The 15,480-nt window shown below is 74.4% G+C and carries 15 protein-coding genes and 1 riboswitch; of the genes, 10 read left to right on the forward strand and 5 right to left on the reverse strand.

The features are described from left to right. The first annotated feature begins 18 nt into the window (after nt 1-18). The 4 genes from ACZ402_RS13215 to ACZ402_RS13230 all read left to right on the forward strand — a co-directional run bounded on the left by ACZ402_RS13215 (nt 19) and on the right by ACZ402_RS13230 (nt 4,179). The gene (locus tag ACZ402_RS13215; protein ID WP_375823353.1) at nt 19-1,221 is read left to right on the forward strand and encodes a sensor histidine kinase; all 1,203 of its coding nucleotides are present in this window, start codon (nt 19-21) and stop codon (nt 1,219-1,221) included. Continuing rightward, nucleotides 1,218-2,102 carry a LytR/AlgR family response regulator transcription factor gene (locus tag ACZ402_RS13220; protein ID WP_375823352.1) on the forward strand — a complete coding sequence of 295 codons (885 nt, stop codon included), beginning with the start codon at nt 1,218-1,220 and terminating at the stop codon, nt 2,100-2,102. The genes ACZ402_RS13215 and ACZ402_RS13220 overlap by 4 nt, the downstream gene beginning before the upstream one ends. A gap of 125 nt (nt 2,103-2,227) precedes the next feature. After that, complete coding sequence (locus ACZ402_RS13225) at nt 2,228-2,659, forward strand: heavy metal transporter (protein ID WP_375823351.1); 432 nt, start codon at nt 2,228-2,230, stop codon at nt 2,657-2,659. Next, nucleotides 2,656-4,179 (forward strand): sodium/solute symporter, encoded by a 1,524-nt coding sequence (locus ACZ402_RS13230; protein WP_375823350.1) that lies wholly within the window; start codon nt 2,656-2,658, stop codon nt 4,177-4,179. The genes ACZ402_RS13225 and ACZ402_RS13230 overlap by 4 nt, the downstream gene beginning before the upstream one ends. A gap of 69 nt (nt 4,180-4,248) precedes the next feature. Here the strand turns inward: ACZ402_RS13230 and ACZ402_RS13235 are convergent, their stop codons facing one another. Continuing rightward, nucleotides 4,249-4,512 carry a hypothetical protein gene (locus tag ACZ402_RS13235; protein WP_087470335.1) on the reverse strand — a complete coding sequence of 88 codons (264 nt, stop codon included), beginning with the start codon at nt 4,510-4,512 and terminating at the stop codon, nt 4,249-4,251. Nucleotides 4,513-4,607: 95 nt separating this feature from the next. Between ACZ402_RS13235 and ACZ402_RS13240 the strand changes: the two genes are divergently transcribed. The 4 genes from ACZ402_RS13240 (at nt 4,608) to ACZ402_RS13255 (ending at nt 10,297) form a co-directional block, all read left to right on the forward strand. Continuing rightward, complete coding sequence (locus ACZ402_RS13240) at nt 4,608-4,922, forward strand: hypothetical protein (protein ID WP_375823349.1); 315 nt, start codon at nt 4,608-4,610, stop codon at nt 4,920-4,922. A gap of 101 nt (nt 4,923-5,023) precedes the next feature. Further along, nucleotides 5,024-5,126, forward strand: a riboswitch (SAM riboswitch). A gap of 163 nt (nt 5,127-5,289) precedes the next feature. Further along, nucleotides 5,290-6,285 carry a methylenetetrahydrofolate reductase gene (locus ACZ402_RS13245; protein WP_375823493.1) on the forward strand — a complete coding sequence of 332 codons (996 nt, stop codon included), beginning with the start codon at nt 5,290-5,292 and terminating at the stop codon, nt 6,283-6,285. Between the two features lie 32 nt (nt 6,286-6,317). After that, complete coding sequence (metE, locus tag ACZ402_RS13250; protein ID WP_375823348.1) at nt 6,318-8,801, forward strand: 5-methyltetrahydropteroyltriglutamate--homocysteine S-methyltransferase; 2,484 nt, start codon at nt 6,318-6,320, stop codon at nt 8,799-8,801. A gap of 38 nt (nt 8,802-8,839) precedes the next feature. After that, complete coding sequence (locus ACZ402_RS13255; RefSeq protein WP_375823347.1) at nt 8,840-10,297, forward strand: ATP-binding protein; 1,458 nt, start codon at nt 8,840-8,842, stop codon at nt 10,295-10,297. A gap of 80 nt (nt 10,298-10,377) precedes the next feature. Here the strand turns inward: ACZ402_RS13255 and ACZ402_RS13260 are convergent, their stop codons facing one another. Then, entirely contained in the window at nt 10,378-10,611 is a 234-nt protein-coding gene (locus ACZ402_RS13260; RefSeq protein WP_375823346.1) for a hypothetical protein, read from the reverse strand. A 20-nt stretch (nt 10,612-10,631) separates the two neighbouring features. Then, on the reverse strand, nt 10,632-10,880 hold the full coding sequence (locus tag ACZ402_RS13265) for a DUF2630 family protein (protein ID WP_375823345.1): 249 nt from the start codon (nt 10,878-10,880) through the stop codon (nt 10,632-10,634). Between the two features lie 77 nt (nt 10,881-10,957). Here ACZ402_RS13265 and ACZ402_RS13270 point away from each other — a divergent pair, with 77 nt between their 5' ends. Further along, entirely contained in the window at nt 10,958-11,356 is a 399-nt protein-coding gene (locus tag ACZ402_RS13270; protein ID WP_375823344.1) for a VOC family protein, read from the forward strand. Nucleotides 11,357-11,358: 2 nt separating this feature from the next. Here the strand turns inward: ACZ402_RS13270 and atpC are convergent, their stop codons facing one another. Then, a complete protein-coding gene (atpC, locus tag ACZ402_RS13275) occupies nt 11,359-11,673 on the reverse strand; it encodes an ATP synthase F1 subunit epsilon (protein WP_375823343.1) in 315 nt (104 codons plus the stop codon). Between the two features lie 688 nt (nt 11,674-12,361). Here atpC and ACZ402_RS13280 point away from each other — a divergent pair. After that, entirely contained in the window at nt 12,362-12,868 is a 507-nt protein-coding gene (locus ACZ402_RS13280) for an FBP domain-containing protein (RefSeq protein ID WP_375823342.1), read from the forward strand. Between the two features lie 33 nt (nt 12,869-12,901). Here ACZ402_RS13280 and ACZ402_RS13285 read toward each other — a convergent pair whose 3' ends face one another. Next, on the reverse strand, nt 12,902-15,217 hold the full coding sequence (locus ACZ402_RS13285; RefSeq protein WP_375823341.1) for an MMPL family transporter: 2,316 nt from the start codon (nt 15,215-15,217) through the stop codon (nt 12,902-12,904). Nucleotides 15,218-15,480 lie beyond the last annotated feature (263 nt).

The raw sequence follows: 15,480 nt of genomic DNA on the forward strand, positions 1-15,480 counted from the left end.
GCTGGTTACGATCGCTGCATGTCCGGGCCCGTGTTCGCCGGCGCCGTCGCCGGTCTCGTCGTGGGCGTGCTGCTCACCCTCGGGCTCGTGCTCGCGTGGCGGCTCGCGCGCGGGTCGCGCGAGCTCGGGAGCGACTCGGACCGCGCGACGTTCCGCACCCTGCACCTCGCGTCGCGCGCCGCGACGCACCTGCGGGGCGGGCTCGACGGCGACGACGTCGGGCGCGCGGCCCGCTCGCTGCGCCAGCTCCTCGGCGCGGACGCGCTCGCCGTGGTCACGGCCGAGGGCGCGGTCGCGCTCGACGGCAGCACGACGCTGGAGCCCGACGCGCGCCGAGTCGCCGAGCGCGTGCTCGCCACCGGTCGACGGCACGTCGAGAGCCGGGACCACAAGAACGGCGACGAGGCGGGCGGCGACGTCGCGGACGCCGTCGGGGCCCCGGTCGTCGCGGGCGGTCGCGTCGCGGGCGTCGTCGTCGCGTTCGCGGGCACAGTCCGCCCGCCGCTCGTGCGCGCGACGGGCGAGGTCGCGCAGTGGTGCTCGGCGCAGCTCGAGCTCGGCGAGCTCGAGGCGTCGCGCACCGCGCTCGCGCAGGCCGAGCTGCGTGCGCTGCGCGCCCAGATCAGCCCCCACTTCGTCTACAACGCGCTCGGCGCCATCGCGTCGTTCATCAGCACGGACCCGGAGCGGGCGCGCGACCTCGTGCTCGACTTCGCCGACTTCACGCGCTACTCGTTCCGCGGCCGCGGCGACTTCACGACGCTCGCGGACGAGCTGCGCTCCATCCACTCCTACGTCGAGCTGGAGCAGGCCCGGTTCGGGGAGCGCCTCGCCGTGACCCTGCAGATCGCGCCCGAGTCGCTGACGACCGTCATCCCCTTCCTGTCGGTGCAGCCGCTCGTCGAGAACGCGGTCCGGCACGGCCTGGAGCCCCAGGAGCGCGGCGGGACGATCGTCATCACCGCGCGCGACGAGGGCACCCAGACCGAGATCACGGTCGAGGACGACGGCGTCGGCATGGACCCGGCCGTCGTGCGCGAGCTCCTCACGTCGCGCGGGAGCGAGCACGTGGGCCTGCGCAACGTCGACCGGCGCGTGCGCCAGCTCTACGGCGACGACCACGCGCTCGACATCGAGACCGCCCCCGGCTCCGGCACGCTCGTGCGCCTGCGCGTGCCCCGCTCCCAGCCCCTGCACGAGACGGAGGTGAGCGTGCCGTGACCGGCACCGACCCGACCCCCGGCCCGGCGCCCCAGGACCCGGCCGCCGTCGGGCTCGACGTGCTCGTCGCCGACGACGAGCGGCCCGTGCTCGACGAGCTCGTCGCCCTGCTGCGGCGCGACCCGCGCGTGCGGACCGTGCTCGGCGTCGCGACCGGCTCCGAGGCGCTGCGCGAGCTCTCCTCGCGCGCGGTCGACGCGGCGTTCCTCGACATCCACATGCCTGGCCTCACCGGCCTCGACCTCGCCCGCGCGCTGTCGCGGTTCACCGACCGCCCCGCGGTCGTGTTCGTCACCGCCGACGAGGCCCGCGCGCTCGAGGCGTTCGACGTCGAGGCAGTCGACTACGTGCTCAAGCCCGTGCGCCGCGAGCGCCTGACCCGCGCCGTCGACCGGGTCGTGGAGCGCGTCGCGGACCGCGCCGGGCGCGGCGTCGGGGCCGGGGCCGGCGTCGGGACCGGCGGCGTGCCCGACGGCGGAGCCTCACCGTCCGTGAGCGCGGCCCCTCCCGCGCCGGCCGCCCGGCCGCGCGAGGCGCCGGAGGACGAGACGCTCGTCGTGACGGTCGGGACGACGACGCGCCTCGTCCGCCGCAGCGCGGTGCGGTGGGTCCAGGCGCAGGGCGACTACTCGCGGCTCGTCACGGACACCGAGCAGTTCCTCGTGCGCGAGCCGCTGTCCGACCTCGAGGAGCGCTGGGCGCCCGCCGGGTTCCTGCGCGTCCACCGGTCCTACCTCGTGGACCGGGCCGCCGTGACCGCGGCACGGTTCGGCGGGGCGCAGCCCGCGCTCGTCGTGGCGGGGCACGAGGTGCCGGTGAGCCGCCGCATGGTCCCGGCCGTGCGGGAGGCGCTGCTCGGCCCGCACCGGGGCCCGTCGTGAGCGGCCCGGACCCGTCGTCGGGCGCGGCCCCGACCGACGACGGACGCGCTCCCGCTCGAGAGACGCACCCCGAGGTGCATCCCCCGGCCCGGGGTGCAGCACCCGGCGAGGGTCGACCCGAGCGCGTGCGCGTCCGGTCGACCGATCCCCTGCCCGCCGGCGGACCCGCGGCCGGCGTCCCGGCGGGCGGGCCGCCGTCGGGCACGTCCACGGCCACCCCGCGTCGGCCCGAGGAGCCGGACGCCGCCGCGGCGCACTACACGCGCGGCCTCGTGCGGGCCCAGCTCCGGCTCGGGCTCGCGTGCGTGGTCTCGTTCCTCGCGGTCGTCGCGCTGCTCACGGTGACGATGAGCGCGGTGCCCGCGCTGGACTCCGTGGTGCTCCTCGGCGTCCCGCTCCCCTGGCTCGTGCACGCGTACGGGTTCTACCCCGTGATCGTCGCGTTCGCGGTCGTGTTCGCCGTCGCGGCGGCGCGCAACGAGCGCCGGTACCGCGCGCTCGCCGAGGGATCGGGCGGGTCCGTGGATCCCGCCCCCGACGAGGCGGGCGCCCCGTGAGCGCGCTGCCCCTCGTCGCGATCGGGCTGCTCCTGCTCGCGACGGGGCTCATCGGGTTCTACGGCCTGCGCATCTCGCGCACCACGAGCGACTTCTTCGTCGCGTCGCGCACGGTGCGGCCGGTGTGGAACGCGTCGGCGATCAGCGGCGAGTACCTGTCCGCGGGCACCTTCCTGGGCCTCTCGGGGCTCGTCCTGCTCTCGGGCGCCGAGGCGTTCTGGTTCCCCGTCGGGTACGCGGCCGGCTACCTGCTGGTCCTGCTGTTCGTCGCGGGCCCGCTGCGCCGCAGCGGCGCGTACACGATCCCCGACTTCGTCCACGCCCGGCTCGACTCCGTCGTCGCGCGCCGCGTCACGAGCGTGCTCGTGCTCGTCATCGGGTGGCTCTACGTGGTGCCGCAGCTCCACGGCGCGGCGCTCGTCATCACGAGCGTCGCGCCCGTCCCGCCGTGGGTCGGGTCGGTGGGGATCGCGGTCGTCGTGAGCGCCGTCGTCGCGGCGGGCGGCATGCGCTCCATCACGTTCGTCCAGGCGTTCCAGTTCTGGGTCAAGCTCACCGCGCTCGCGCTGCCCCTCGTGTTCGTGCTCATGGCGCTCGGCGGCGCGTTCGAGCCCGGGGGTGCCAGCGTGACCTTCGACCCCGCCGCCGTGTTCCCGCACGACGCCGGGCCCGGCGGCCTCGACGCGTACGCGACCGTGTCGCTCCTGCTCGCGCTGCTGCTCGGCACGACCGGCCTGCCGCACGTCCTCGTGCGCTTCTACACCTCGCCCGACGGCGGCTCGGCCCGCCGCACGACCGTCGTCGTGCTCGTGATGATCAGCGTGTTCTACATGGTGTCCAGCACGCTCGGGCTCGTCGCCCGGGTCGTCGCGCCCGACCTCGCGACGCCCGGCGTCGCGGACACCGTCGTGCTCACCCTGCCGACCCGCCTCGTCCCCGGGCTCGGCGGCGAGCTGCTCGCCGCGCTCGTCGTCGCCGGGGCGTTCGCCGCGTTCCTCGGCACGTCGTCGGGGCTGGTCGTGGCGCTCGCGGGCGTCGTGAGCCAGGACCTGTTCGGCGGGACCGTGCGCTCGTTCCGCTGGTCGGCGGTCGCGTGCACGCTCATCCCGCTCGCGTTCGCGCTCGTCACCATCCCGCAGGGGCTCGTGACGAGCGTCGGGACGGTGTTCGTGTTCGCCGCCTCCGCGCTGTCGCCGGTGATCCTGCTCGGCGTGTGGTGGCGCCGCCTCACCGCACGCGGCGCGGTGGCGGGGATGGTCGTGGGGTCCGTCCTGTGCGCGACGGCGCTGCTCGCCTCGTCCGCGCTCGTCGCCGCGGGCTACGGTGCCGGCCCGACCGGGGATGCAGCCGACGGCGTCCCCGGCGTCGTGCGTGCCCTGCTCGCCCAGCCCGCGGCGTGGACCATCCCGCTCGCGACCGCGACCGTCGTCGTCGTGTCGCTCCTCGACCGGCACGGCCCGCCCCTGCGCACCGACAGGTTCCTGCGGCGCCTGCACGTGCCGGAGCTCCGGCGTCGTTGACGACGGTGTGAAGCCTGAGATCTGTAGCGTGGAAAGCGTGAAATCTGTAGCGCAGGAGCCCTGACCTGGTCAGATCCAGCGCGCGCCGATCTCGTCGTGGAGCTGCTGGGTCTTCTGCACGCGCAGGACGCCGTCCTCGACCGCGGCCTCCAGGCCGACCTCCCGTGCGATCGCGACGATCGCGTCGCGCTGCTCCGGGTGGTCGTCGGCGTCGCCGCCGTCCCACAGCTCGAGCCACCGGTCGGTGGGGTCGTCGCTGCCGCAGTCGGCCCACACCCGGCAGATCCGGTCGAGCTCGTCCTGGGTCATCGGGCGGGTCGGGGTGGCGTACACGCGGGCTCCTCGGTTCGTCGCTGTCTGAGGCTGTCGGCTCACCGTAACCACTGCCGGCGGGCCAAGTACGCACCACGGAGGTATGGTCCGATCGCATGCAGCCGATGCCTTCCGCCGAGATGGTCTCGCTCATCTCCTTCCTCGCCGCTCTGCTGATCTTCTTCAGCATCGACGTGCGGACCCGAGACACGCAGGATGACGCTCCCTGGCACAGCCACCTGTTCTCGTGGTCGTCGCGCCTGGGCGGGGTCTCGACGGCCCTGGCCCTCTCGCTGGGCTGGATCGATCTCTTCCTTCCGGACGAGGACAGCCCGATCCACGTCGCGTTCGTGGCGGTCCCCGGGACGCTGGGTGTCGTGTGCGCGATCGTCCTGGGCGTCGAGATGCTGTGGCAGCGAGATCGCACCTGAGCGAGCCTGGTGGCGCGGTCCGTCCGACACGGGGACCGATGTCGCCCGTCTCAGCAAGCGGTCACTCTCGACCGCATGTCGGATGGGTCGTAGGATCGTGCCAACCATCCAGAGCGGTCGAGAGTCCTGGCTCGACGACACCGCAGCAACCCGCCGACGGAAGCCTCCCGAGGACAAAGGTGCTAACGCCAGGGTCGATGGAGCGACTAATGGTCTCAGAGGCATCCTTCGCGCACCGTCCGGGCAGCACGTGCCCGACGGCGGTCGCGCACGCACGCACCCCGGGCGAGGCGACGTCGTGAGCGTCGCGGACGCCGTCGGGCAGGCCCACGGCGGGGCGGCACGGCCGACGGTCTCGTTCGAGCTCATGCCCCCGCGGCGCCCGGACGCGGCGCCCAAGTTCTGGGAGACGGCACGCCGTCTCGTCGCGACGCACCCCGACTTCGTGTCCGTGACGTACGGGGCGGCGGGCACCGACCGTGCGACGGCTCGCCAGGTCGTCGGGCGGCTGCTCCAGGGCACGCCCGTGCTGCCGATCGCGCACCTCACGTGCGTCGGGGCGTCGCGCGAGGACGTCGAGGAGGTCATCTCCGACTTCCTCGACGAGGGCGTGCGCAGCTTCCTCGCGCTGCGGGGCGACCCGCCGCGCGACCAGCCGGACTGGCAGCCGGCGCCCGACGGCGTGCGGTCGTCGACCGAGCTCGTCGCGCTCCTGCGCGAGGTCGAGGCATCGCGCTGCGCGGCCGACCCGGCCGCGGCGCTGCGCGGCGCGGCCCGGCCGCTGACGATCGCCGTCGCGACGTTCTGCGACGGCAACCCCGCCGCCGGCACGACGCGCACGCAGGAGGTGCGCCGCCTGTGGCAGAAGCAGCAGGCCGGCGCGAGCTTCGCGATCACGCAGCTCTTCTACGACGCGTCGTCGTACACCGACTTCGTCGCCGAGGCCCGCGCGGCCGGCGTGACGATCCCCATCCTCGCCGGGCTGCTGCCCACGACGGAGCCCGCGCGGCTCCGCCGCGTCGAGGAGCTCACGGGCGTGCGCGCGCCCCAGCACCTGCTGGACGCGCTCGACGCCCTGCCCGACCCGGAGGCGCAGCACGCCTACGGGATCGCGTACTCGGTCGACCTCGCGCAGCGCGTCCTCGACGCGGGTGCGCCCGGTCTGCACGTGTACACGTTCAACAAGCACCGCGCCGCTCTTGACCTGCTCGAGGGTGTCCGCCTCGGCGGCGGGTCGGCCGGGACGGGAGGCAGCGCCAGCGCTGCCGCCGCCCCGCTCGTCCCGGACCTGGCCAGCGGGCCGTGGGTCACCGGCACCTCCCTGCCCACGACGAGCGCCGCCACGCACGGCACGCCCGTCTGACCGGTCCTCCGGACCAGCAAGAGGTTTCGATCATGACCACTTCCGTACCCTCCCCTACCCAGATCCAGGCCGGCTTCCCCGCCGGCACCGTGCTCGGCTACCCCCGCATCGGGCGTCGCCGCGAGCTCAAGAAGGCCGTCGAGGCGTTCTGGGCCGGGCGCACGAGCGCCGACGAGCTCGAGGCCACGGCCCGCGAGCTGCGCCTCGCGACCGCGCGCCGGCTCGTGGACCTCGGCCTCGGTGCCGACGACGCGGCGGTCCCCGGGTCGTTCTCCTTCTACGACCAGGTGCTCGACGTCGCCGCCTCGCTCGGCGCGGTCCCGTCGCGGTTCGCGTCGCTCACCGACGACGCCGGCCGCCTCGACCTCGCGGGCTACTTCACCGTCGCGCGCGGCCAGGGCGACGACGCCCCGCTCGAGATGACCAAGTGGTTCGACACCAACTACCACTACCTCGTGCCCGAGATCGGCCCGGACACCCCGATCCGGTTCGTCGACGACCGCATCGTGCGCGAGTTCGTCGAGGCCAAGGAGGCCGGCGTCGTGACGCGGCCCGTCGTCGTCGGGCCGGTGACGTTCCTCGCGCTCTCGAAGGCCGCCGAAGACGCCCCCTCGGGCTACTCGCCCCTCGACCGCCTGGACGACGTCGTCGCCGCCTACGCCGACCTGCTGCGCGCGCTCGCCGCCGCCGGTGCGCCGTGGGTCCAGCTCGACGAGCCGATCCTCGTCACCGACTCGGTCGACGTGCCGTTCACGGAGCTCGCGGCAGCGGTGGAGTCGGCCTACCGCACCCTCGCGACCGACCTCCGCCCAGTGCCGAACCCGGGGTCGCTCCCCACGGAGGCCGCCGGGTCGGGAGAGATCCCGGGTTCGGCGCAGGACGCGCGGCCCGCGATCCTCGTCGCGACGCCGTTCGGCGGGTTGGAGACGTCGGTCGACGCCGACGGCGGGACCCACGACTTCCTGGCGACGCTCGCGGGAACGGACGTCGAAGCGATCGCGATCGACGCCGTCCGGGCAGACCTCCCGGACTCGCCCTACGACGACCTCGTGTCGAAGACGATCGTCGTCGGCGCGATCGACGGGCACAACATCTGGCGTGCCGACCTCTCCGCGAAGCTCGACGTGCTCGATGCCGCACGCAACCTCGGGGCGGGCGCGGTCGCCGTCGGGACGTCGACGTCGCTGCTGCACGTGCCGCACGACGTGGAGGACGAGACGTTCGCCGAGGCGGGGGCGGCGTCGGGCACGACGCTCGACCCGCGCCTGCGCGACTGGCTCGCGTTCGCGGACCAGAAGGTGGGCGAGGTCGCGACGCTCGCCCGCGCGCTCACGGAGGGTCGCGACGGCGTCGCGGCCGAGATCGAGGCGTCCCGCGCAGCGGTGGCGTCACGCGCCGCGGCGAGCGGCGTCGTCGTGCCCGCGGTGCGCGAGCGCGCCGCCGCGCTCACCGAGGCGGACTTTGCGCGCGGCGACTACGCCGAGCGTGCGGCCGCGCAGCAGGAGCGCCTGAACCTGCCGCCGCTGCCGACGACGACGATCGGCTCGTTCCCGCAGACCCCGGAGATCCGCCGCGCCCGCGCGCTGTGGACGAAGGGCGAGCTCGCGGACGCGGACTACACGACCGCGATGCGCGAGGAGATCGCGCGCGTGGTCGCGCTCCAGGAGGAGCTGGGCCTCGACGTGCTCGTGCACGGCGAGCCCGAGCGCAACGACATGGTGCAGTACTTCGCGGAGCACCTCGACGGGTTCGCGGTCACGGCGAACGGCTGGGTGCAGTCGTACGGGTCGCGCTGCGTGCGCCCGCCGATCCTGTGGGGCGACGTGACGCGCCCGGCGCCGATCACGGTCGAGTGGTCGTCGTACACGGCGTCGCTCACCGAGAAGCCGGTCAAGGGCATGCTCACCGGGCCGGTGACGATCCTCGCGTGGTCGTTCGTGCGCGACGACCAGCCACTGGGCGACACCGCGAACCAGGTGGGCCTCGCGCTGCGCGACGAGATCGCGGACCTGGAGGCCGCGGGCATCGGGATCGTGCAGGTCGACGAGCCCGCGCTGCGCGAGCTGCTCCCGCTGCGCAAGGCCGACCAGCCTGCGTACCTCGACTGGTCGGTCGGCTCGTTCCGGCTCGCGACGTCAGGCGTGGCGGCGGCGACGCAGATCCACACGCACCTGTGCTACTCGGAGTTCGGCGAGGTCATCGGCGCGATCGACGGCCTCGACGCCGACGTGACGTCGGTCGAGGCGGCGCGCTCGCGCATGGAGATCGTGCCGGAGCTGCGCGACGCCGGGTACGCGCGCGGCATCGGGCCGGGCGTCTACGACATCCACAGCCCGCGCGTGCCCTCCGCCGAGGAGGTCACGGAGCTGCTGGAGCTCGCTGTGAAGTCGATCGACCCGAAGGTCGTGTGGGTCAACCCCGACTGCGGCCTCAAGACCCGCCGCTACGAGGAGACCGTGCCGTCGCTCGAGCACCTCGTCGCGGCGGCGAGGGCGGTTCGCGCGACCTTCGCCTGACCCAGGAGATAGCAGACATGCGATGTATGCTTCATCGCATGTCTGCTACCTTCGATGAAGGTCTGGTGCGCCGTACGACGAGCACGAACGCTCTCCAGTCGCATCTCGATGCCGTGGTCAGCCACGGGACCGGACAGATCGTCGCGCTGCGCGGGCGACGACACGTCGGCAAGTCCACCCTGGTCGAACAGTTCGTCGAGTCGGCGGAGGTGCCGTCTGTCTACGTCCCCGGCGTCTACGGGTCATCGGTGCGGCGCCAGCTCGACGACGCCACCCGAGCGATCGTCGAATCTCGCCGTCCGCTGCCGGACGCCGACCTCCTGACCCAGGCTCCGGCCGCCTCGTGGCGGGAATGGCTCGGCCGCCTGTCCGTCGCAGCACGGTCCGGACCTGTGATCGCCGTTCTCGACGAGTTCCCGTGGATGGTCGCCGCCGACCCGGCCCTCGAGGGCGAGCTGCAGGCCCAGTGGGACCGGACGCTGGAGAAGCTACCGATCCTGCTGGTCCTCATCGGCTCCGACGTCGCGATGATGGAACAGCTGTCGGCGCACGGTCGCCCCCTCTTCGGACGCCTGCGCCCGTGCGCCGTCGCACCGCTCGACCCGGCCGAGGTGGCGTCTGCGCTCCCGGGCCGCAGCGCGTTCGACGCCTTCGACGCCTACCTCGTCACGGGCGGGTACCCGCGACTGCTCACCGACCTCGCGAGGTCAGGGCGGAGCCCCGAGGAGTACGTCAGGGCCTCTCTCGCCGACTCCTACAGCCCGCTCGTCACGACGGCGCGGCTCACGCTCGACGCCGAGTTCCCCGACGCACCCGCCGCGTACCGGGTGCTCGCGGCGATCGGCTCGGACGACACGGCGAACCCCGGGTTCAGCGACGTGCTCTCCGCGATCCAGGACTCCTCGGAACGCAAGGCGCTGGAGACCGCGACGACCCGGGCACTCAAGACCCTGACGGAGACGAAGTCGCTCGTCGAACGCGAGGTACCGGCCTGGGCCGCGCCGGGGGGCCGGCTGCGTCGCTACCGGATCACGGATCCGTACCTTCGCTTCTGGTTCCGCTACGTCGAGCGGAGGGTGGAGCAGATCTCGCGCGGTCGAGAGGATCTCGCCATCACCGCCTTCGATCGCGACTGGGCGAGCTGGCGAGGACGAAGCATCGAACCGGTGGTCCGAGAAGCGCTGACCCGTCTCTCGCGGGACGACGAGCGGCTCGCCGACGTCGAGACGGTGCACCCGTGGTGGACCCGGGACGGCGGTGTCGAGGTCGACGTGGTCGCCATGACTCGCGACCGCTCTTCGCTGGTCGGTTCCATCAAGTGGCGGCGGGAGCGCGGCGTGTCGGCCCGGGAGATCAGCGCACTGCACGCCGTGCGCGGCCGGGTCCCGCGGGCGGCTGACGCGCTCGTCGCCGCCGTCAGCCCGTCGGGCGAGGTCCCCACCGGTGCTGACCTCGCCTTCAGCGCCGACGACCTGCTGGACGCATGGCGTCGATGAGGACCCGGAGCGCACCGCGGCGGTCGGGACGCCGCAGGCCACCGCGCGGCGCCACCCGGCGCCACGCGGGAGCCGTCCGCTCAGCGCTCCGCGGCGCCCGACATCGGGAGGGCGAACGCGAGCGTGCAGGCGGCGAGGCCGCCGACGAACAGCCACACGCCGCCGTCCACACCCGACATGCCCGAGCCCATGAGCACGAGCCCGCCCAGGAACAGCGCGAAGGCGACGACGAACCGGGCGACGGCGCCCGCGCGGTCCGCGACGTCGCGCCCCTCGGTGCCGGTGGGGATCTGCTGCGTGTCCTGCGTGCTCACAAGGGCTCCTTCGGTGCGGGTCAGTCCAGGTACCCCTCCACGGTACCGGGGTCGCGCACGGTCGCGGCATCCGGGTCGCTCCCGAACTCGCGGGCCGCGTCGCGCTGCCGCAGCAGGTCCCAGCACTGGTCGAGCTCCACCTCGATCGCGCGCAGCCGCTCGTGCTCCTGCCCGCCGGTGATCTCGCCGTGCGCGAACTGCTCGCGGAGCTCGCGCTCCTGCGCCACGAGGTCGCCGATCGTCCTGCGGATGCCGCCGTCGCTGGTCATGCGCACCACGGTATGCCCGACGGCGCACGCGCGCCCGGGCGGTCGGGCGGCACGTGGGACGTCCTAGGCTCGGGCCCATGACGACGACGATCGGCCGCACCGTCCTGCTGTGCCACGACCTCGACGCGAGCGCCGCGTTCTGGGCGGACGGGTTCGGGTTCGGGACGCTGTTCCGCGGCGAGACGGACGGCTTCCCGCTGCTGCACGTCGGGCCGGGTCGCGTCGACGAGCCCGGGCTCTGGCTCGTCCCGCTCCCCGCGGGCGGCGCGCCCCTCGTGCGCCACGGGCTGCCGAACCTCGTGCTCTACGTCGACGACCTCGACGCGACCCTCGCGCGGCTCGCCGCCGTGGGGGTCGCGCCGTTCGTCGGGCCGGACGCCGACGCCGAGTCCGGGGGCCGGTTCGCGCACGTCCACGACCCCGACGGGCACCGGATCGTCGTCGTGCAGCTCGGCCCGGTGGCCGACCCCGCGTAGGGCTACCGCGCCAGCACCCAGGTCGCGTCGTCGGCGAGGATCGTCACCTCGTCGTCGTCGACCACGACGAAGCCGCCGCCGATGCGCAGCTCCGCCGTCGGACGGTCGGGCGTGCGCAGCCGCACGCGACCCGCCCTCAGGGTCGCCGCGACCGGCTGGTGCCGTGCGAGGATCCCGAGCGTGCCGGACACCGACGGCACCGTGACGCTGCGCGCCGGGCCCGACCAGAACACCCCGGACGGCACCACCACCTCCACGGACACCAGGCGCTCCCCCACGGGAGCGGCGGTCTCGGACGGTGACGGCGCGACGGGCACGGAGGATCCTCCTCGACGACGGGTGGCGGAGCCTCCGAGTCTCGCGCCCGCGAGCGTCCGGACCAGCCGTCTTTCGTCCCTTCCGGGTCGCCGGAGGTCACCGGCTTCGTGGCGTCCGTGCCGAGCCCGGGGTCGCTCCCCACGCGGGGCGAATCCTGGGGAAGAACCCCGGGCTCGGCGGCCGGACGGCGCCGCGCGAGCGGAATCACGTTGACGGGGGCGGTGCGCGGGGCGCACCATCGAGGGTGACGGTTGCCGAGGGCAGCCGTTCGTCGTGCCGGACGGGCACGACCACGGATCAGGTCGCGCCGGACGGCGCACCGCACGGGACGAGGAGACGCGGATGCACGGCACCGCAGGTTGCGGGGTGGCCATGGCGGCCTGCTCGGGCCCCCTCCCCTCCCGCACCGTCACCCGCTGAGACCAGCCTCCGGACGCCGACAGGGCGCCCGCCCCGTCGAGTGCTGGGTGTTCGTCGTCACGACGCGTTCCTGACGACACATCCCCCGCACACAGCAGGTCTTGGCGACGGCGGTAGCGGGCATGCCGTCCTCCCCGCCTTCCCCGCCTCGGACGAGCGACGTCGTCGTGCGGCCACCGCGACCCCGCGTCGCCGTGAGCCGACCGCCTGCGCCGCCGCACGCCGTCGGGCAGGGTGGGACCGTACCGACACGGAAGCCGTGAACCCATGATCCCCCTGACCGAGAAGCAGATCCGCGCGTCGTTCGTCAACGCCTCCAAGCGGGAGGCCGCGCAGGCGACCCTCCCCGACCTCGACACGCTCGACTGGGACCGCCTCGACTACCTCGGGTGGCGCGACCGCAAGGCGCCGCTGCTCGCGTACGCCGTCGTCGTGGTCGACGACGAGCCGCGCGGCGTCCTGCTGCGCTCCACCGACGCCAAGACGGGCGGCATGCGCAAGCGCGCCGTCTGCGCGTGGTGCGAGGACGTCGTCGTGACGGACGACGTCAGCCTCTACGTCGCGCGACGCGCCGGCGCCGCCGGGCGCCGGGGCAACACCGTCGGCACCCTCATCTGCACGCAGTTCCTCTGCTCGCAGAACGTGCGGCGCACCCCGACCCGCACCGAGATCGGCGACGACGAGTCGATGCGCGAGCTGTTCGTCGAGCTCCGCGTCGACGGCCTCCGCGAGCGCTCCGCCCGCTTCGTCACCGAGGTCATGCGCGACGCCTGACGCACCACGGCTCTCTCTCGGCGGACACGGGCTCTACCTCGGAAGCCCCGAGCTGTTTCCCTCACCGGGAGTCGGTGACGCCGAGTCGGGAGCCGAGGCCGGAGCGGGGGTGGGGCGGGTCGTGGCGGGTCTGGCGGGAGCCCGCGAGGAACGAGCGGGCGGATGGTAGACCCGCCCCGCCCCCGCGGAGGTCTCGGCGGAAGCCAGCCCCGCGGCGTCGGACCGCCCGCCACTCCCCGGCCACCAGTTCCACCGCCCGAGGAGGGTCATCGTCGCGGGGAGGAGGAGGCCGCGCACGACGGTCACGTCGAGCAGCACGGCGACGGCCATGCCGACGCCGACCTCCTTCATCGCGACGAGCTCGCCCGCCGCGAAGCCGAGGAACACGATGCCGATGGCGACGGCCGCCGTCGTGACGACCGGGCCGGTCGCGGTGATGCCGCGGAGCACGGCCCGGTCGTTCGCGGCGCGCGGGTCCTCGCCGGGCGTGCGGGCGCGCCACTCCTCGGCCGTGCGCGCGAGGAGGAACACCTCGTAGTCGGTGGACAGGCCGAACACGAGCATGCCGATGAGCAGGGGCGTCGTGACGTCGAGCGCACCCCAGGGCTCGAACCCGAGCAGCGAGGCGCCGACACCGTGCTGGAAAACGGAGACGAGCACGCCGAGCGTCGCGGCGAGCGTGAGCAGGTTGAGCACGAGCGCCTTGAGCGGCACGACGAGCGAGCCGGTGAGCAGGAACAGGAGCACGAACGTCGCGAGGACGACGACGCCCGCCGCGAGCGGGAGGCGCTGCGCGAGGTGCTCCTGGGTGTCGACGACCTCGGCGGCCGGGCCGGCGACGTGCACGTCGAGGTCGCCGGTGTCGATCGCGCGGATCGCGCGCAGCAGGTCCTGGGCCTCGGCGGCGGTCGCGTCGCCGCCCTCGCCGACGTCGGGCGTGACGTCGACGACGAGGACCTCGGGCGGGTAGTCGGTGTCCTGCATCGCGTCCTCGACGCCCGGCAGTGCCGCGACGCGGTCGAGGTAGGCGGACGCGGCCTCGTCGCCGCGGGGCGCCTCGACGAGCACGGTGATCGGGGTGACCCCGAGGTCGGCGAAGCGCGACGTCGACGCGTCGGCGGCGAGGCGCGCCTCGGCGTCGGCGGGCAGGGAGTGGACCTCGGAGCTGCCGAGCGTCATCGAGCCGAGCGGCGCGGCGAGCGCGACGAGGAGGGCGGTCGCGCCGAGCGTGACGAGCACGGCGTGCCGCTGGGCGGTGCGCGCGAGGCGCCCGAGCGTCCCGGCCCCGCCGCGACCGGTCCACGGGTGGGACCAGGTGCGGGCGCCCGGGGCGGGGATGGCGCGGTGCCACGTCGCGACGAGCGCGGGCACGAGCGTGAGCCCGGCGGCGGTCGCGACGAGCACGACGACGGCGCCGCCGACGGCCATGCCGGAGAGCAGCGAGTCGCCGAGCAGGAGCAGGCCGGTGAGGGCGATCGCGACGGCGAGCCCGGACGCGAGGACGGCGCGCCCGGCGGTCGCGAGCGTGCGCCCGACGAGCTCGTCGAGCGGGAGGCCCGGGTTCTCGGCGCGCTCCTCGCGGAAGCGCGCCAGGACGAGCAACGAGTAGTCGACCGTGAGCCCGAGGCCGAGCAGCGTCACGACGTTCACGGCGAACTCGTTGACGGGGACGACCCCCAGCAGGCCGCTCAGCACGAGGAGCGCGACCGCGATGGCGGCGAGCGCGGACAGCAGCGGGACCAGGCCCGAGCGCAGGCCGCCGAGCACGACGACGAGCACGACGAGGAGGACGGCGATCGCGACGCCCTCGCCCACGGCGGCGTCGGTGATCGCCTGGTCGACGAACGCCTCCTCGGCGAGGAGGGCGCCCCCGACGAGCACCTCGGGGGTGTCGATCGTGTGGAGCGCGTCGGCGACCTGGTGCGCGAGGGCCAGCGCGTCGTCGTCGGACAGCGCGGGGTCCAGCTCGACGATCACGAGCGAGCCCTGGCCGTCGTCGGCGATGAGGCCGCCGCCGGTGTAGGCGTCGAACAGCTCGACGACGCCCGGCATCGCGCGGATGCCGTGCATGACCTCGCTCGCCTGGGCGATCAGGTCCGTGGAGAAGTAGTCGCGCCCCGACAGGACGGCGACGACGGTCTCGCCCTCGGGCGAGAGCTCGTCGAGGCGCTCGGCCGCGAGGGCGGAGGCGCTGCCGGGCGGCGCGGGCTCGACGTCGGTGGTCTTGTCGAAGACGGCGCCGCCGAGCACGGCGCCGAGGACGAGGAGGACCGCCCAGACCCCGAGGACGACGCCGCGGCGACGCGCGGCGAACCGTCCGGTCCGGTGCAGGAGGCGTCCGAGCGCCATGGGCAGTCCTCCTCGTCGAGGGACGTCGTGCGGAGAGAGTCGGTCGCGCAGGAGCGGGGTACGAGTCCTGCGCGGACGGTGGGGTGAGGTCAGCACCCTACGCGAGGGTGGGAGCGCCGTCGGACCACGCTCCGCCCGTGCGAGGGGCGTGCCCCGGGATCACCGAGGGGTGCAGAAGGGGGGTGAGACGGGACGGGCGGGGACGGCTCGTGCTGCCGCCCCCGCCCGGTCCGTCCCGGGGCGGACGGCTCACGCCGCCCGCC

Source organism: Cellulosimicrobium sp. NPDC030954, from assembly GCF_055571305.1.